The following is a 16,088-nucleotide window of genomic DNA, read 5'->3' as shown; positions in this document are numbered from 1 at the left end:
TATGGATCAGGACTTCAGCTACTTCTACCACAAGGAAAGCTTCGGCCCGGCCCTGGAGACCCGTCAGGTGCCCGAAGAAAGCCTGGAAAAATACCGCAACCACCTGCCCGACCAGCTGCTTCAGTATTGGCGCGACTACGGCTGGAGCGGCTACGGCAACGGCTTGTTCTGGACGATAGATCCGGATGAGTACGCGCCTGTCGTCGCGGCCTGGCTGGAAGGCACACCCTTTGATGGCATGGACAACTACCACGCCATTGCTTTGAGCGCCTTCGGCAAACTTTTCCTGTGGGGCGAAAAGACAGGACCAAGCCTTTCCATCAACGCCATCTGGGGCATGATCTCTCCCAACGACGATAGCAAGCGCGTGTCTGAGGGAAAGAGCGACTTTTTGATACGTACATTCTTCAGCAACAAGGAGAAAGATCAGCTTGACCAGACCGACGAAGACGAACACCCCCTCTTCGACCGCGCCGTCAAGCAACTGGGCATCTTGCGCCCCGGAGAAATGTACGGCCTGTTCCCGGCACTCGCGCTCGGCGGCTCCTGCGAGCTGGAGCATCTGAAAAAAACCGACGCGGTGACCCACCTCACCATGCTGGCCCAACTGGGCGAAAAGCAGATACTGCGCGACATCGTGGCCGACCTCAGCGCATCCGGTCTGCTGGAACAAATCGCGGCGTACAGGCCAAAGCCCTGATCCGCAGGAGTCACTACCCGGCCTGATTGTTCATCAACATCCACTGAGTCCGCATGTCCGCACGCTTCGTCCATACCAACCTGCACAGCGAGTTTTCGCTGGTTGATTCGACCATCCGCATCAAGGCGCTGGTCGCGGCCTGCGTGAAAGCCGGCATGCCGGCGGTGGCGCTCACCGACGAATGCAACATGTTCGCGCTGGTGAAGCTGTACAAGACCGCCACGGCGGCGGGCATCAAGCCGATCGGCGGCAGCGATCTGTGGGTATCCGCGCCGGATGATCCGCGCCCCTGGCGGCTCACCCTGTTGTGCCAGCACCGCGAGGGCTATCTCAACCTCTCGCGGCTGGTGTCGCGCCTGTGGCAGGAAGGCCAGCAGGCCGGTCGCCCGCTGTGCGATGCACGCTGGCTGACGCCGGCAGCCACCGGCGGACTGATCGCTCTGCTCGGCCGCGAAAGCGAGGTGGCGCGCCTCGCGGTGAACCAGGGTTGCGACGCGGCGCTCACCAAGCTGCGTCCGCTAGCAAAACTCTTCCCGGATCGCCTGTACCTGGAACTCACCCGCTGCGGCCACGAAGGCGAGGAAGCCTGGAACACCGCCGCGCTGACGCTGGCCGCCGAGCTTGAACTGCCGGTGCTGGCCAGCAACAACGCCCGCTTCCTCGCCCGCGAGGATTTCGAGGCGCACGAGGCACGCGTGTGCATCCACCAGGGCCGCGTGCTGGCCGACCCCAAGCGCCCGCACGACTACACGCCCGAGCAATACCTGAAATCGCCGGAGGAAATGGCCGCGTTGTTCGCCGACCTGCCCGAGGCGCTGGAAAATTCGGTCGAGCTGGCCAAGCGCTGCAACCTGGAACTGCAGTTCGGCACCTACTACCTGCCCGACTTTCCGGTGCCCGACGGCCACGACCTCGCCAGCCACATCCGCGAGCTGGCGCGCGCGGGCCTTGAAGAGCACCTGGCGGTGAACCCGCTGGCCGAAGGCCACAGCCGCGCCGACTACGACGCGCGGCTGGAGCGCGAGCTCGACGTCATCATCGAGATGGGCTTTCCCGGCTACTTCCTGATCGTGTCGGACTTCATCCGCTGGAGCAAACAGCAAGGCATTCCGGTGGGCCCGGGGCGCGGTTCGGGCGCCGGCTCGCTGGTAGCCTGGGCACTGAAGATCACCGACCTCGACCCGCTGCAGTTCGACCTGCTGTTCGAGCGCTTCCTCAACCCCGAACGCGTGTCGATGCCCGACTTCGACATCGACTTCTGCATGGATCGCCGCGACGAGGTGATCGACTACGTGGCGCGCAAGTACGGCCGCGACCACGTCAGCCAGATCATCACCTACGGCTCGATGGCGGCCAAGGCCGTGCTGCGCGATTCGGGCCGCGTGCTCGGCATGGGCTACGGCGCGGTGGACAAGATCGCCAAGCTGATCCCGCCGCGCCCGCTGGATCTCACCCTGTCCGACGCGCTGGGCCGCACCGAGAAATCGCAGAAGGAGCCCGAACGCGTCGTCAAGGAATTCTGCGAGCTCTACGAAACCGACCTGGACGAGGCGCGTCCGCTGATCGAGCTCGCGCTCAAGCTGGAAAACCTCACCCGCAACGTCGGCAAGCACGCCGGCGGCGTGGTGATCGGGCCCAGACCGCTCACCGAATTCGCGCCGCTGTACTGCGAGCCGGGCGGCGGCGGCGTGGTGACCCAGTACGACAAGAACGACGTCGAAGACGTCGGCCTGGTCAAGTTCGACTTCCTCGGCCTGCGCACGCTCACCATCATCGACTGGGCGATGAAGGCGATCAACGCGCGCCGCGCCAAAAACGGCGACGCACCCATCGACATCGCCCGCATCGCGCTGGACGACGTGCCCACCTACGAGCTGCTCAAGCAGGCGAAGACGGTGGCGGTGTTCCAGCTCGAATCTTCCGGCATGCAGCGCATGCTCAAAGACGCCAGGCCCGACCGCTTCGGCGACATCGTGGCGCTGGTGGCGCTGTACCGCCCCGGCCCGATGGACCTGATCCCCAGCTTCATCGCGCGCAAGCACGGCCGCGAGGAAGTGGAATACCCCGACCCGCGCGTCGAGCCGATCCTGAAAGAGACCTACGGCATCATGGTCTACCAGGAGCAGGTGATGCAGATGGCGCAGATCGTCGGCGGCTATTCGCTCGGCGGCGCCGACCTGCTGCGCCGCGCGATGGGCAAGAAAGACGTCGAGAAGATGGCGAAGGAACGCGCCAAGTTCCGCGCGGGCGCGGCCAAGGACGGGCTCAGCGGCGACAAGGCCGACACCATCTTCGACCTGATGGAGAAATTCGCCGGCTACGGCTTCAACAAGTCGCACGCCGCCGCCTACGCCCTGGTCAGCTACCAGACCGCCTGGCTGAAAACGCATTACCCCGCCGAATTCATGGCCGCCACCATCTCCTCGGACATGGACAACACCGACAAGGCGGTGACCTTCATCGAGGAATCCAAGGCCATCGGCATCGACGTGCTGCCGCCGGACGTGAACGCCTCGGAGTTCATGTTCGTGGCCACCCAGCCCAAGGAAATCCGCTACGGCCTGGGCGCGATCAAGGGCGTGGGCCAGGGCGCCTGCGAGGCCATCGCCGAAGAACGCCGTCGCAGCGGCGCCTACACCGACCTTGCCGACTTCTGCCGCCGCGTCGATCCCGGCAAACTCAACCGCCGCGTGCTCGAAGCGCTGATCTACTCCGGCGCGCTGGACGCGCTGGCCACGAACCGCGCCAGCCTGATGCTGCAACTGCCCGACGCGATCAAGGCGGCGGAGCAGCATCTGCGCGACAAGCAATCGGGCCAGAACGACATGTTCGGCGCCGCCATGGGCGCGGCCACGCCGGTGTTGCAGATCGAACTGCCCAGCGCGCCCGAGTGGCCGCTCGAACAAAAACTGCAAGGCGAGCGCGACACCCTGGGCCACTACCTCTCCGGCCACCCCACCGACCCGTGGCGCGAGGAGCTGGCCCAGCTCGCCACCTGCCCGCTGGGCGAGATCGCCGAGCGCTACCAGCCGCCACGTCCGCGCAAGAGCGACGACGGCGAGGCCAACCGCTTCCGCCGCGGCCCGGATACGCCGTGGACGGTCGCCGGCATGGTGGTGGCCGTGCGCAAGCGCGGCGACAGCGACGCCTTCGTGCGCCTGGAAGACGGCAGCGGCGTCATCGAAACCAGCTTCTTCGGCGAGCTGTACCAGCAGGTGGCGCCGCTGCTGATCCGCGACGAAATCCTCATCGTGGAAGGCGGGCTGCGCATCGACGATTTCTCCGGCGGCGGCTTCCAGCTGCGCGCCAGGAGCGCCACCACCCTGGCCGACGCCTGCCGCCGCCACGCCCGTCTGCTGCAGCTGAAATTGAACGGCGTCACGCCCGACTTCCCCAACCGACTGCGCCAGACCCTGCAAGGCTTCTGCGGCGGCCGCGCCGGCGTCACCCTGCACGGCTACCACAACGCCATCGCCCAGGCCGACCTGGAACTGGGCGAGGCCTGGCGGGTGGACGCCGTGCCGGATCTCCTGCGCGCGGTGCGGGCGCTGCCCGGGGTGGCCGCGGCGCGCTTGCGGCTGGTGAAGAGCGAGCATTGAGTCCGGCACCCCACCCGTAGGGGCGCGCTGGCGCGCGATGCCTCTCACTGGCGCCCAACCATCAGCGCCAGAGCCGCCATTGACCTTCCCGTGCCGCCGCCCACACCTCCGTTCACGCTGAGCGTAGCTTGCGGCAGCAGGCGGAGTCGAAGCGCCGCGAGCTCGAACATCAGAGCCAAGGCCGTCGTTGATCTTCCCGCGCCGTCGCCCACACCTCCGTTCGCGCTGAGCGTAGCTTGCTCCAGCAAGCGGAGTCGAAGCGCCGCGCGTAGCCACGCATCAGAGCCAGAGCCTGTATTGATTTTCCCGTGCCGCCCTCCTGGCGTCACGGGAAGTCGGTGGGCCGGTGCAGCCGGCCCACCTCCGTGCGCAGGCGCGTTGCGCCTGCGCACGGGCGGCACATCCTTGTGCCGCGCCGCCGCGGCATGCGGCGTATGGCTGGTGGAGCCAGCCATACGCCCCCGTTCCCGACATTTTTGCGCGGCGGCTATACTGCCCGGCTATCGTGTCCCGAGCTTTGCGCATGAATCCCAACTTCCTCGATTTTGAACAGCCCATCGCCGAACTGGAAGCGAAGATCGAAGGGCTGCGCCATGCCAGCGACGGCCAGGCGTTCGACATCGACGAGGAAGTCGGCCGCCTGCGCGAAAAGCTCAAGCTCAAGACCAACGACATCTTCAAGAACCTCACCTCGTGGCAGGTGGCCCAGCTCTCGCGCCATCCGGCGCGGCCGCACACGCTCGACTACATCGGCGTGATGTGCGAGGAGTTCCACGAGCTGGCCGGCGATCGCATGTATGCCGACGACGCCGCCATCGTCGGCGGCCTGGGCCGCATCAACGGCCGCGCGGTGATGATCGTGGGCCACCAGAAGGCGCGCGATACCAAGGGCAAGCTCAAGCGCAACTTCGGCATGCCGCGCCCCGAGGGTTACCGCAAGGCGCTGCGCCTGATGAAGATGGCCGAGCGCTTCGGCCTACCGGTGCTCACCCTGATCGACACCATGGGCGCCTACCCCGGCATCGACGCCGAAGAACGCGGCCAGAGCGAGGCGATCGCGCGCAACCTGCTGGAAATGGCCGACCTGAAAACACCGATCATCTGCACCGTGATCGGCGAAGGCGGCTCCGGCGGCGCACTTGCCATCGGCGTGGGCGACCGCACCAACATGCTGCAATATTCCACCTACTCGGTGATTACACCGGAAGGTTGCGCCACCATCCTGTGGCGCAGCGCCGAGCGCGCCAAGGACGCTGCCGAGGCGCTGGGCCTCACCGCGCCGCGCCTGTTGGAACTGGGCCTGATCGACAAGCTGATCCGCGAGCCGCTGGGCGGCGCCCACCGCAACCCGCGCGCCATGGCGATCCGTTTGAAGGCCGTACTGATGAACCAGCTCGACGAACTCTGCGCGATGCCGCTGGCCGACCTCGCCGAACAGCGCTACCGTCGCCTGCGCGGCTACGGCGCGTTTCAGGAATAAACGCCGCGCGGCGCACGGCGCTACCATCGGCGGCAACCCTTCGCGCAAGGCACCGCCATGGCCCACGACGCCACCAAGCTCACCGTACTGATCGATGCCGACAACGCGCGCCCCGCCATCGTCGAGGGCCTGCTGTCCGAGGTGGCCAAGTACGGCACCGCCCACGTCAAGCGCATCTACGGCGACTGGACCAAGCCCGAGTTGAACGGCTGGAAAGAGGTGCTGCTGCGCCACTCGATCCAGCCGATCCAGCAGTTCCGCTACACCGTGGGCAAGAACGCCACCGACTCGGCCATGATCATCGACGCGATGGATCTGCTCTACAGCGACCGCTTCGACGGCTTCTGCATCGTCTCCAGCGATTCGGATTTCACCCGGCTGGCCTCGCGCATCCGCGAGGCGGGGCTCACCGTGTACGGCTTCGGCGAGCGCAAGACGCCGGCCCCCTTCGTCGCCGCCTGCGACCGCTTCATCTACACCGACGTGCTGGGCAAGAGTGAAACCGACGAGGGCAAGCCCACCGAACCCGCGCCGCGCAAGGGCGCGCAGGAGCTGCGCAAGGACACCCGCCTGGTGAACCTGCTGCGCCACGCCATCGACGACGCCGACGACGACGAAGGCTGGGCCAGCCTGGGCACGGTGGGCAGCATGGTGGGCAAGCGCGCACCGGATTTCGACTCGCGCAACTGGGGCTACGCCAAGCTCAGCGGCCTGATCAAGGCGATCGGCCTGTTCCAGACCGAGGAGCGCCAGCTCGGCAACGGCAAGCACCTCTTCGTGCGCCACAAGAAGAAACCCGCCGCCAGTGCGTGACGCGCTCGTCGACGCGCTGCGCCGCGCCCTCGCCAGCCAGGTATCCGGCGCGCTGTGCGTAGCCTTCAGCGGCGGCCCGGACTCCACCGCCCTGCTGCACGCGCTGGCGCAATTGCCCGAAGCACGCGCGCACGGCCTGCGCGCGCTGCACGTCGATCACGGCCTGCACCCGGATAGCGCCGGCTGGGCCGAGCACAGCCGGCAATTCTGCGCGACACTCGGCCTGCCCTGCGAGGTCCTGCGCGTGCAGGTGGAAACCACCCGTGGCGAAGGCCTGGAAGCCGCCGCCCGGCACGCCCGCTACGCCGCCTTCGCCGCCAGCCTGCGCGCCGGCGAAATCCTGCTTGTCGCCCATCATCGCGACGACCAGGCCGAAACCGTGCTGCTGAAACTGCTGCGCGGCGCCGGCCCGGAAGGCCTGGGCGGCATGCGCGAGCGCCGACCGCTGGGTGCGGGCACGTTGTGGCGCCCGCTGCTGCACGTCATCACCCGCGCGCAGTTGCACGACTACATCGCCGCGCATGCGCTGCCGTGCATCGACGACCCCTCCAACGCCGATACCCGCCTCGCGCGCAGCCATCTGCGCCACGCCATCCTGCCGCGCCTCACCGCACACTGGCCGCAGGCAGTGGACTCGATTCTGCACAGCGCCACGCTCAGCCGCGCCGCTGCGGACACCCTGCGTGCGCAGTGGCTGGCCGCCTTCGACACCCTGCACGACCCGGCCAGCGGCAGCCTGGCCGCCACCGGCTGGCTGGCACTGCCGCCCGCGCTGCGCCACCCGCTGCTCGACCATTGGCTGCATTCGCGCGGTCTCAAGGCACCCACCATGGCGCAACGCACGCAGATCGAACGCCAGTGCATGGCGCGCGCCGGCACGCTGCCGTGCATCCGCTGGGGCCACACCACGCTGCATGTATGGAAGGGGCGGCTGTGGGCGCGCGCGCTGCCGCCCACCATCGACCCCGCCTGGCAGGCGAGCTGGCGCGGCGAGCCGCTGCGGCTGCCTGACGGCGGCTGGCTGCGCCTGCCGGACGCCGGGGCGCGCCTGCCCGCACCGCTCACCGTGCGGCTGCGCCGTGGCGGCGAGCGCATCAAGCCCGCCGGCGATGCCCACACCCGCGAGCTGCGCGACCTGTTCCAGCAAGCCGCGCTGCCGCCATGGCAACGCCTCGCCTGCCCGCTGATCTGCGAAGGCGAGGTCTTGATCGCCGTCGCCGACCGCTGGCTGAGCGCACGCGCGCACGTCGTGTTCGGCGCCACCGGGGCGCCACGCTGGCAGCCCGTCGCGTGACCCATCGCATTGATTCGCAAGCCCCGCTGCGTTAGCGTTGCACGCCATGGCCAAGACCGCTTCCACCGCCAAGACCCCGCCCGCCGCCGACTTCGAGCACTCGCTGGACGAACTCGAACAACTGGTGGCAAAGATGGAAGGCGGCGAGCTCAGCCTGGACGAATCGCTGGCCTCCTTCGAGCGCGGCATCGGCCTGTACCGCCACTGCCAGCAATCGCTGGAGCAGGCCGAACTGCGCGTGCGCCTGCTGCTCGACCCCGAAGCCCCCGACAGCGCCGAACCGTTTGAACCCGAACATTGAACTGGGATCTTCGCTGCAAGCCTTGATCCGCCGCGCCGACGCCGCGCTGGATGCCTGCCTGCCGCCCGCCGACCAGGCGCCCGCCGAACTGCACCGCGCGATGCGTTACGCCGCGCTCGGTGGCGGCAAGCGCCTGCGGCCACTGCTGGTCTACGCCACCGCCCACGCGCTGGGCCGCGACGACGCCCCGCTGGACGCGGCCGCCGGCGCGGTGGAACTGATCCACGCCTACTCGCTGGTGCACGACGACCTGCCCGCGATGGACGACGACGCGCTGCGTCGCGGCCGCCCGACCTGCCACATCGCGTTTGGCGAGGCGATGGCGATACTCGCCGGCGACGCGCTGCAGGCACTGGCCTTCGAACTGCTCGCCGCCCCCGGCGCCGCGCCCGACCCGGCCACCGGCATGCGCATGCTGCACGCGCTGGGCCGCGCCTGCGGCGCCGAGGGCATGGCCGGCGGCCAGGCGCTGGATCTCGCCGCGGTGGGGCGCCGGCTCACGCTGGCCGAACTCGAACACATGCACGCCTGCAAGACCGGTGCGCTGATCCGCGCCTCGGTGCACCTGGGCGCGCTGGCCGCCGGTGCGGACGCCGCCACGCTGGATCGGCTGGATCGCTACGCCGCCGCCGTGGGCCTCGCCTTCCAGGTGCGCGACGACATCCTCGACGTGGAAGGCGAGGCGGCGGTGATCGGCAAGACCGCCGGCAAGGACGCCGCCGCCGACAAACCCACCTTCCCCGCACTGCTCGGGCTGGACGCCTCGCGCGCGCGGCTGGCCGAACTCACCGCTGGCGCGCTCGACGCCATCGCGCCGCTGGGCGAACGCGGCGTGCTGCTGGCCGAACTGGCGCACTACGCCGCGGCGCGCCACCACTGATCTTCCGCTAGCCGCGCAAAAAGAAGGCCCGCATGGCGGGCCTTCTCGCAACGCTCGAAACAGGCCCTCAGTTCACCAGGCGCAAGCAGATCGGGTAGCGATAGCTGCCGTCCGAACTCACCTTGACCGCGGCGAGGATGCAGAACACCAGGTTGGCGATCCACAACAGCCAACTGAGCAGGAAGCCGATCAGGACGAACATGAGTATCCAGCAGATCACGTAGGCGATCAGCACGGTGATCTGGAAATTGAGCGCCTCCTTGGCCTCCTTCACGAGATAGGCCTTGTCGGCGCTGTCCTTGTGCAGCAACCACACGATCAGCGGCACGATCACGCTGAGCAGGAAGCCCGACAGGTGGGTGAGCATGGCCAGGTTGCGGTCATTGCTGCCGGGCTCCTGGACGGCGGGCGGCGGCATCGGGTCGGACGGGGTTTCCATGGACGTCTCCTGGTCGGGTGGGCAGTGCCCGCCCAGCATGCCGCAGCCACCGCCGCGCCGCCACTGCTGCGGCGCACGAAAATCGAAAGACTGGGGAAACCGCCCTCTGCCACGCTGTCCCCTGCAGACGCGCGTCCCGGGCAAGAGCAGTGATCCAGCAAACCGATTTTTTCCTTGAAGGCGGCAGGAGCGGTGTGCTGCTGATCCACGGCCTCACCGGCACGCCGATGGAGATGAAACTGCTCGGCAAGGGCCTGAACCGCGCCGGCTACACCGTGCACGGCATGCAGTTGGCCGGCCACTGCGGCAACGCCGAGGATCTGCTAGCCACGACCTGGCACGACTGGTACGCCAGCGTGGAGCGTGCCGCCGACGCGCTGCGCGAGAAGGTGGATCACCTGTTCGTGGGCGGCTTGTCGATGGGCGCGGTGCTCTCGCTCAAGCTCGCCGCCGACCGCCCGGAGCAGGTTCGGGGCGTGGGCGTGTACGGTGCCACCTTCCGCTACGACGGCTGGAGCATCCCCAGGCTGGCGCGCCTGTCCTTCCTGCTGCCGCTGTTGAAGAAGCTCGGCATCGGGCGCGACCGCAGCTTCATGGAACAGCCGCCCTACGGCATCCGCGACGAACGCCTGCGCGCGCAGATCAGCGGCGCGATGCTGGGCGGTGACAGCGCCGCCGCCGGCCTGCCCGGCAACCCTTGGTATTCGCTGGCCGAGATGTATGAACTGGCCGCCACGGTGCGCCGGCAACTCGCGCAGGTCACCGCGCCTTGCCTGGTGGCGCACGCCAGCGAGGACGACGTGGCCAGCGTCAAGAACGCCGAACTGGTGATGCGCGAGGTCAGCGCCCCGGCCGAGCTGCTGCTGCTGGACGACAGCTACCACATGATCACCATCGACCGCGACCGCCGCACCCTGGTCGAGCGTTCCGCCGCGTTCTTCGACCGCATCGTCGCGGCCGATGCCGCCCAGCCGGTAGCGGCCTGACATGCCCACCGGCGGGATCTCGCCCCTGGTAGCGTTGTTGTGGGTGCTGAACGTGGTGATCGACACCGGCGGCCAGCTCGCCTTCAAGGCCGCCGCCGGCGACCAGGACGCCGGCGACGGCCTCGCGCGCTGGAAGCACATGGCCGCGCGCCCATGGCTGTGGCTTGGCATCGCCAGCTACGTGGTGGAGTTCCTGGTGTGGATCGCCTTCCTGTCGCTGGTGCCGCTCTCCCAGGGCGTGCTGCTGGGCTCCATCAACATCGTGGCGATCATGGTGGCCGGGCGCTTCCTGTTCGGCGAAAAACTCACCCGCCTGCGTATCGCCGGCATCCTGCTGGTGACGCTGGGCGTGGCCATCGTGGGGGTGGCCGGATGAAGCGCGGCTGGTTCTACCTCATCGGCTTTGCGCTCTTGATGGGTTTCGACACCCTGGCGCAGATCAGCTTCAAGTACGCCGGCACGCAGGCGCTGCCGTTCACCGCCAACCCGGCCTGGCTGCTGCGCGTGTTCGGCGCGCCCTGGGTGTACGGCGCCATCGTGGGCTACATCGGCGCCTTCTTCACCTGGATGAGCCTGCTCAAGCACGCGCCCATCGGCCCCGCCTTCGCCGCCTCGCACCTGGAAGTGGTGTCGGTGATGCTGCTTTCGGTGTGGCTGTTCGACGAGCCGCTCACCGCGCCACGCGTGCTGGGCGCGCTCGCCATCGTCGCCGGCATCATCTGCCTGGGCCTGGCCGAAAACCGCGAGCACGTGCCCGTCGCGGACGACGAACCGGCGCCGACCTGAGCGCAGGCCGGCCATGTTGCCCCTTCGCCGCCACGAGCTCCCCCCCACCGCCGGCCTGCCACTGGAACTGGCCGATCTGCGCCCCGGCGCGGCCACGCTGGCTGCCGACGTCGCCGCACAACTGGGCACGCCGCCGCTCATCGCCACCTGCTCCGGCACCGCCGCGCTACTGATCGCACTGGCCACGCTGCGCGAGTTGCACCCCACGCGAAAGCGCGTGGTCGTGCCGGCCTATACCTGCCCGCTGGTGCCGCTGGCCGTGCACCAGGCAGGGCTGGAACCCGTGCTGTGCGACCTGCGCCGGGGCCACTTCGACTTCGATCCCGGCGCGCTGCGCGCCGCCTGCGACGAGCGCACGCTGGCGATCCTGCCCACCCATCTCGCCGGCTGCGTAGCCGACGTGGACGACGCGCTCGCCGCCGCCAACAACGTCGGCGCGCTGGTGATCGAGGACGCCGCGCAAGCCGTGGGCGCGCGTCGCGAGGGCGGCGCCAGCGTGGGGCTGGCCGGCGACCTCGGCTTCTTCAGCCTCGCCGCCGGCAAGGGCCTGTCCATCTACGAAGGCGGCCTGCTCGCCGCGCGCGATCCCGCGCTGCGCGAGCGCCTCGCCCGCACCGCCGCGCGCCTCGCGCCGTTCAAGCTCGGCTGGGAACTGCGCCGCAGCGTGGAACTGCTGGGCTATGCCGCGCTATATCGTCCGCGCGGCCTGCGCCGCGCCTACGGCGATCCCTTGCGCAAGGCGCTGCGCCAGAGCGATCCGGTGGCCGCCGTGGGCGACGATTTCTCGCTGCCGCTGCCGCTGCATGCGGTGGGCCGCTGGCGGCAGGCCGTGGGCGCGCATGCCGCCGTGCGCCTGCCGGATTTCATCCGACAGTGCGCGGCACGCGCGCAGCGCCACCTGCCGCACCTGCGCGCCCTGCCCGGCGTCAGCGTGCTGGACGATCCCGCCGGCGCGCACGGCAACTGGCCGTTTTTCTTCCTGCTGCTGCCCGACCAGCGCCGCCGCGACGCCGCACTCGACCAGCTCTGGCAAGCCGGCTACGGCGTCAGCCGCCTGTTCATCCACGCCCTGCCCGACTACACCTACCTGCGCGGCATCGTACCCACCGCCGACGTGCCGAACGCCCGCGACCTCGCCGCGCGCAGCCTCACCATCGGCAACAGCGCATGGCTGACCGACGCCGACATGGACGCGATCTGCGGCGTGCTGGGCAGCCTCTGATCTTGCCCGCATGGGAGCCCGCTGGCAGGCTCCTACGAAACGGTGGCGATGGCTGCCAGCAGTTTGAGATTCAACGCATGCTGCTGCGCCTGCCAGCCGGCGAGCTGGGCGGGATCGATGGCGGGTTGTTCGTCCATCGCGGAGAGCTTGCGCTTCCACCAGGCCTGATAGCGGTAGTGCGAGACTTCGCCATTGATGTCGCTGCCGACGAGGCCGGGCCGCAGGCTGTCGATCAGCGCCAGCGCGTGGTTCAATTGCAGGCGGCCCTGATCCCAGTTGGTGCGCGCCACCTCGGGCGCGAAGGCATCCTTGTCGATGGTGAGGTAGCTCGGCAGGCGCTGCGTGCGCTGCGCCTCGACGAAGGCATCGACCAGCGCGTCCGGCGTGTCGAAACCGCGAAAGGCGCGCGTGATGCCCAGCCACTTCGCCCAGCCGGTGTCCACGCCCATGCTCCAGTAGCTGAGCTTGCCGCGCAGGAGCGGCGCGAGGTAGTTCTCCCACGCGTGGCCCGCGCCGATGTCGTGCGAGGTGATGCCCAGCACATGCACATGCTCGACGAAGGGCAAGGCCGCCACGCGGCGCACCCAGGAGCCGCAGTGCACGCCGAACGGGAAGCGCATGTTGTCGGGGTGGTTGTCCAGCACCACCACCTGGATGGGCGTGGCGGGCTTGAGCCGCGCGATCAGCGGCCAGGAGAGATGATGGAAGTCGCCCGAGCCGGTGAACACGGTGCCGTAGTGCGCGGGCAGCTGCGCCTCCAGCGCCGCCGTGAAACGACGCATCGCGGCCAGCGAGCAACCGAAGCGGATCGCCTCCTGCCACCCGGAAAGCGGCAGCACACGGCGGTTCGGCAGTTCGCCCACCGAGTTGTCGATGTCGAGCACCACGGGGTGCCGTGCCGTTTCACTCATCGCCTTGCTCCACCGCGTCCTGCCATTGCCGGTCGCTCTCGAAATGCCCGCCTAGCCGGTGCAGCAGCGCGCGCAGCACGGGGTTGCGCGCATACACCGCGTGGCGGGTGAAGGTGAAGCTGGCGCCGAGGAAACGCTTCACCTCGGGATCGGTCCAGCCGGCCACGTAATGCGTCAGGCCGCGTTCGCGCGCATGGCGCAGGTTTTCCATCCAGCTGACGAAATACAGGTTGTGCTCGCGCGCCTCGGGGTAGGCCAGGCCGATGTATTTGTCCACCAGCTTGCCGCCATGTTCGTAGCAGAGGTTCCAGCCGAGCAGCCGGCCTTCGTGGCGATAGACGAACACCACGCCACCGCTGGCGCCATCGCGCAGGAGGCGGGCAAAAAAGGCGCGCGAGAGCCGGTCGAAGTGGATCTCGCTTTGCGCATACACCGCGTCGAACAGCGCGTAGTACGCATCCAGCACGGCCTCGTCGTCGAAGCGCGCATCGCCGGTGCGTACGGTTTCCACGTCGAGCCGCGCACGCGAGCGCAGCTTGCGCCGGATGTTCTTGCGCCGCGACGGACTCTGCCGGGCGAGATAGGCCTCGTCGGAGTCGAAGTCGATCGCCACATAGGCCAGCGCCTGTCCCTCCAGCAGCACGAAGCCGGCGGCCTCGCAGGCGGCGGCGAAGGCGCGCGCATGGGCATTCTCGGCGGCGCCAAGCAGCGGTGAATCCTGCGCGATGTCCTTGACGATGAGCAGCTTGCACTGCCGCCCCCAGGCCGACTTCAGCTCCTGCGCCAGCGCGGCGGGCGCCACGCCCGCCGGCAGCGGCGCGTACTCGGACGCCGTGGTGCCGGCGAAGCGTGTGCGCCAGGTGAGCAGGCGGCGCCAGTGGCGCGCCAGCGGCAGGGCTTCCACGCGGCGGCGCAAGGCGTCGTCGGCCGTGGTCAGCAGCTCGAACGGCGCCACGAAGCCCGGCATGCCCGACGGCGAGCGATCCGCCGCGAAGCCGACGGGCGGCTCGGCCATGAACGCGGCCAGCAGGGCATCCGGTTCCAGTTGGGAAATGAAAGGCATGCGTAAGCGGTTTTGCCTAGACTAGGCGGGCCAGCCTGCGCCATGCACCTTGCGCAGGCCTTCCATTGTTGCCCGCCACCAAGGACCCCGCCATGCCCGGTACGACCCAGCAGCAAGTGTTCGAGATCATCGCCAAGCAGGCCAAGGTGGACGTGGCCGTGGTCAAGCCCGAATCCACCCTGAAGGACCTGGGCATCGCCTCGCTGGAAGCCATCGAGCTGATCTTCGACATCGAAGAGCAGTTCGACATCCACTTCCCCGAGCAGCAGGGCGCCAACTTCGACAGCGACACCGCGCAAAGCCTGGTCGACGCCGTGCAGCAGGCGCTGGACGAAAAGGCCGCCGGCGCGGGCCACGCGTAATGCCCGCCATCGAAACCCGCCGCGTCGTCGTCACCGGCATGGGCGCGATCAGCCCGCACGGCGTTGGCGCCGGCGCCCTGTGGCAAGGCCTGCGCGAAGGCCGCTGCGCCATCGGCCCGCTGCGCCACAAGGATGCCGACGCGCTGCGCGTGAAGATCGCCGCACAGGTGCCGGAGAGCTTCGACCCCGCCAGCGGCATCGACGAGCGCACCCTGCCCCTGCTCGACCGCACCTCGGAATTCGCGCTGCACGCCGCGCGCGAGGCCATCGCGCAAGCGGGCATCGACTTCGCCGCTGCCGGGCTGGGCGCGCGCACCGCGGTGGTGGTCGGCACCGGCGTCGGCGGCGAGCTCACCCAGGACGAACAGAGTCGCCGCCTGTACGCGGAGAAATCCAGCCGCACGCATCCGCTCACCATCGTGCGGCTGATGACCAACGCCTCGGCCAGCCAGATCAGCATCGCCCACGGCCTGCGCGGCCCCACCTATGCGGTGGCCAGCGCCTGCGCCTCGGCCAACCACGCCATCATCCAGGCCGCGCAGATGATCCGCTTCGGCATGGCCGACGCCGCCGTCGCCGGCGGCACCGAGGCCTGCCTCTCCTACGGCGCGCTGCGCGCCTGGGAAGCCATGCGCGTGCTTGCCGACGACACCTGCCGGCCGTTCAGCGCCAACCGCCGCGGGCTGGTGCTGGGCGAAGGCTCCGCCATCTTCGTGCTGGAGTCGCTGGAACACGCCCGCGCGCGCGGCGCCACCATCCTCGCCGAACTGGCCGGCACCGGCATGAGCGCCGACGCCAGCGACATCGTGATGCCCAGCGCCGACGGCGCCGCCGCCGCGATGCGCCAGGCGCTGGCCGAGGCCGGACTCAACCCCGAGGACGTGGACTACATCAACGCCCACGGCACCGGCACCCAGGCCAACGACGCCACCGAGACGCGCGCCATCCGCCTCGCCTTCGGCGCGCATGCCGACAAGCTGGCGGTGTCCTCCACCAAATCCATGCACGGCCATGCGCTGGGCGCCTCCGGCGCGCTGGAACTGGTGGCCGCGATCGGCGCACTGCGCGACGGCGTGGTGCCACCCACCGCGAATCTGGACAAACCCGACCCGGCCTGCGACCTCGACTACGTGCCGAACACCGCGCGCGAGATGCCGGTGCGGGCGGTGCTCAGCAACTCCTTCGCCTTCGGCGGGCTCAACGCCGTGCTGGCGCTGAAGCGGGCGCCCTGAAAACACCGGGGCTGCTGGCG

At 69.1% G+C, this 16,088-nt stretch carries 16 protein-coding genes; 13 read left to right on the top strand and 3 right to left on the bottom strand.

Annotation, left to right across the window (positions count from 1 at the left end):
* Nucleotide 1 precedes the first annotated feature (1 nt).
* From AC3WQA_RS14600 to AC3WQA_RS14570, 7 genes are all read left to right on the top strand, one after another.
* Nucleotides 2-700, top strand: coding sequence for a GAD-like domain-containing protein (locus AC3WQA_RS14600; protein ID WP_492675766.1), 699 nt, complete (start codon nucleotides 2-4; stop codon nucleotides 698-700).
* A 53-nt stretch (nucleotides 701-753) separates the two neighbouring features.
* On the top strand, nucleotides 754-4,299 hold the full coding sequence (dnaE, locus tag AC3WQA_RS14595) for a DNA polymerase III subunit alpha (protein WP_492675765.1): 3,546 nt from the start codon (nucleotides 754-756) through the stop codon (nucleotides 4,297-4,299).
* Nucleotides 4,300-4,822: 523 nt separating this feature from the next.
* Nucleotides 4,823-5,779, top strand: coding sequence for an acetyl-CoA carboxylase carboxyltransferase subunit alpha (locus AC3WQA_RS14590; RefSeq protein ID WP_492675764.1), 957 nt, complete (start codon nucleotides 4,823-4,825; stop codon nucleotides 5,777-5,779).
* Between the two features lie 57 nt (nucleotides 5,780-5,836).
* Nucleotides 5,837-6,592: an NYN domain-containing protein gene (locus tag AC3WQA_RS14585; RefSeq protein ID WP_492675763.1), complete on the top strand. Its 756-nt coding sequence runs from the start codon at nucleotides 5,837-5,839 to the stop codon at nucleotides 6,590-6,592.
* Entirely contained in the window at nucleotides 6,585-7,886 is a 1,302-nt protein-coding gene (gene tilS / locus AC3WQA_RS14580) for a tRNA lysidine(34) synthetase TilS (RefSeq protein ID WP_492675762.1), read from the top strand. Before AC3WQA_RS14585 ends, tilS begins: the two co-directional genes overlap by 8 nt.
* Before the next feature lie 46 nt (nucleotides 7,887-7,932).
* On the top strand, nucleotides 7,933-8,187 hold the full coding sequence (locus tag AC3WQA_RS14575; protein WP_492675761.1) for an exodeoxyribonuclease VII small subunit: 255 nt from the start codon (nucleotides 7,933-7,935) through the stop codon (nucleotides 8,185-8,187).
* Complete coding sequence (locus AC3WQA_RS14570) at nucleotides 8,171-9,067, top strand: polyprenyl synthetase family protein (protein ID WP_492675760.1); 897 nt, start codon at nucleotides 8,171-8,173, stop codon at nucleotides 9,065-9,067. The genes AC3WQA_RS14575 and AC3WQA_RS14570 overlap by 17 nt, the downstream gene beginning before the upstream one ends.
* Before the next feature lie 67 nt (nucleotides 9,068-9,134).
* On the opposite strand, the gene AC3WQA_RS14565 is transcribed toward AC3WQA_RS14570, so the two are convergent.
* Nucleotides 9,135-9,506, bottom strand: a complete 372-nt coding sequence (locus tag AC3WQA_RS14565; protein ID WP_492675759.1) for a DUF4870 domain-containing protein — start codon at nucleotides 9,504-9,506, stop codon at nucleotides 9,135-9,137.
* A gap of 149 nt (nucleotides 9,507-9,655) precedes the next feature.
* Here AC3WQA_RS14565 and AC3WQA_RS14560 point away from each other — a divergent pair, with 149 nt between their 5' ends.
* Genes AC3WQA_RS14560 through AC3WQA_RS14545 form a run of 4 tightly spaced genes read left to right on the top strand, consistent with a single transcriptional unit; the run spans nucleotide 9,656 to nucleotide 12,500 of the window.
* Nucleotides 9,656-10,492, top strand: a complete 837-nt coding sequence (locus AC3WQA_RS14560; RefSeq protein ID WP_492675758.1) for an alpha/beta hydrolase — start codon at nucleotides 9,656-9,658, stop codon at nucleotides 10,490-10,492.
* A 1-nt stretch (nucleotide 10,493) separates the two neighbouring features.
* Nucleotides 10,494-10,868, top strand: coding sequence for a hypothetical protein (locus AC3WQA_RS14555; protein WP_492675757.1), 375 nt, complete (start codon nucleotides 10,494-10,496; stop codon nucleotides 10,866-10,868).
* On the top strand, nucleotides 10,865-11,278 hold the full coding sequence (locus AC3WQA_RS14550) for a DMT family transporter (protein ID WP_492675756.1): 414 nt from the start codon (nucleotides 10,865-10,867) through the stop codon (nucleotides 11,276-11,278). The genes AC3WQA_RS14555 and AC3WQA_RS14550 overlap by 4 nt, the downstream gene beginning before the upstream one ends.
* Before the next feature lie 16 nt (nucleotides 11,279-11,294).
* The gene (locus AC3WQA_RS14545) at nucleotides 11,295-12,500 is read left to right on the top strand and encodes a DegT/DnrJ/EryC1/StrS family aminotransferase (protein WP_492676370.1); all 1,206 of its coding nucleotides are present in this window, start codon (nucleotides 11,295-11,297) and stop codon (nucleotides 12,498-12,500) included.
* Between the two features lie 32 nt (nucleotides 12,501-12,532).
* Here the strand turns inward: AC3WQA_RS14545 and AC3WQA_RS14540 are convergent, their stop codons facing one another.
* Together AC3WQA_RS14540 and AC3WQA_RS14535 are read right to left on the bottom strand one after the other, a co-directional pair.
* Nucleotides 12,533-13,411: a hypothetical protein gene (locus tag AC3WQA_RS14540; protein ID WP_492675755.1), complete on the bottom strand. Its 879-nt coding sequence runs from the start codon at nucleotides 13,409-13,411 to the stop codon at nucleotides 12,533-12,535.
* Nucleotides 13,404-14,474: a GNAT family N-acetyltransferase gene (locus AC3WQA_RS14535; RefSeq protein WP_492675754.1), complete on the bottom strand. Its 1,071-nt coding sequence runs from the start codon at nucleotides 14,472-14,474 to the stop codon at nucleotides 13,404-13,406. The genes AC3WQA_RS14540 and AC3WQA_RS14535 overlap by 8 nt, the downstream gene beginning before the upstream one ends.
* 92 nt (nucleotides 14,475-14,566) lie before the next feature.
* Here AC3WQA_RS14535 and AC3WQA_RS14530 point away from each other — a divergent pair, with 92 nt between their 5' ends.
* The gene (locus AC3WQA_RS14530; RefSeq protein ID WP_492675753.1) at nucleotides 14,567-14,836 is read left to right on the top strand and encodes an acyl carrier protein; all 270 of its coding nucleotides are present in this window, start codon (nucleotides 14,567-14,569) and stop codon (nucleotides 14,834-14,836) included.
* Entirely contained in the window at nucleotides 14,836-16,068 is a 1,233-nt protein-coding gene (locus AC3WQA_RS14525) for a beta-ketoacyl-[acyl-carrier-protein] synthase family protein (protein ID WP_492675752.1), read from the top strand. The genes AC3WQA_RS14530 and AC3WQA_RS14525 overlap by 1 nt, the downstream gene beginning before the upstream one ends.
* Nucleotides 16,069-16,088 lie beyond the last annotated feature (20 nt).

Source organism: Rhodanobacter sp. FW106-PBR-R2A-2-24, from assembly GCF_058789615.1.
Note: the sequence above shows the minus strand (reverse complement) of the source record. Positions and strands in the feature narration are given on the sequence as shown.

Excerpts from the sequence above, each read along its gene's own strand:
- AC3WQA_RS14600 (WP_492675766.1), top strand. The coding sequence starts at position 2 with ATGGATCAGGACTTCAGCTACTTCTACCACAAGGAAAGCTTCGGCCCG.
- dnaE (WP_492675765.1), top strand. The coding sequence starts at position 754 with ATGTCCGCACGCTTCGTCCATACCAACCTGCACAGCGAGTTTTCGCTG.
- AC3WQA_RS14590 (WP_492675764.1), top strand. The coding sequence starts at position 4,823 with ATGAATCCCAACTTCCTCGATTTTGAACAGCCCATCGCCGAACTGGAA.
- AC3WQA_RS14585 (WP_492675763.1), top strand. The coding sequence starts at position 5,837 with ATGGCCCACGACGCCACCAAGCTCACCGTACTGATCGATGCCGACAAC.
- AC3WQA_RS14575 (WP_492675761.1), top strand. The coding sequence starts at position 7,933 with ATGGCCAAGACCGCTTCCACCGCCAAGACCCCGCCCGCCGCCGACTTC.
- AC3WQA_RS14565 (WP_492675759.1), bottom strand. The coding sequence starts at position 9,506 with ATGGAAACCCCGTCCGACCCGATGCCGCCGCCCGCCGTCCAGGAGCCC.
- AC3WQA_RS14555 (WP_492675757.1), top strand. The coding sequence starts at position 10,494 with ATGCCCACCGGCGGGATCTCGCCCCTGGTAGCGTTGTTGTGGGTGCTG.
- AC3WQA_RS14550 (WP_492675756.1), top strand. The coding sequence starts at position 10,865 with ATGAAGCGCGGCTGGTTCTACCTCATCGGCTTTGCGCTCTTGATGGGT.
- AC3WQA_RS14540 (WP_492675755.1), bottom strand. The coding sequence starts at position 13,411 with ATGAGTGAAACGGCACGGCACCCCGTGGTGCTCGACATCGACAACTCG.
- AC3WQA_RS14535 (WP_492675754.1), bottom strand. The coding sequence starts at position 14,474 with ATGCCTTTCATTTCCCAACTGGAACCGGATGCCCTGCTGGCCGCGTTC.
- AC3WQA_RS14530 (WP_492675753.1), top strand. The coding sequence starts at position 14,567 with ATGCCCGGTACGACCCAGCAGCAAGTGTTCGAGATCATCGCCAAGCAG.
- AC3WQA_RS14525 (WP_492675752.1), top strand. The coding sequence starts at position 14,836 with ATGCCCGCCATCGAAACCCGCCGCGTCGTCGTCACCGGCATGGGCGCG.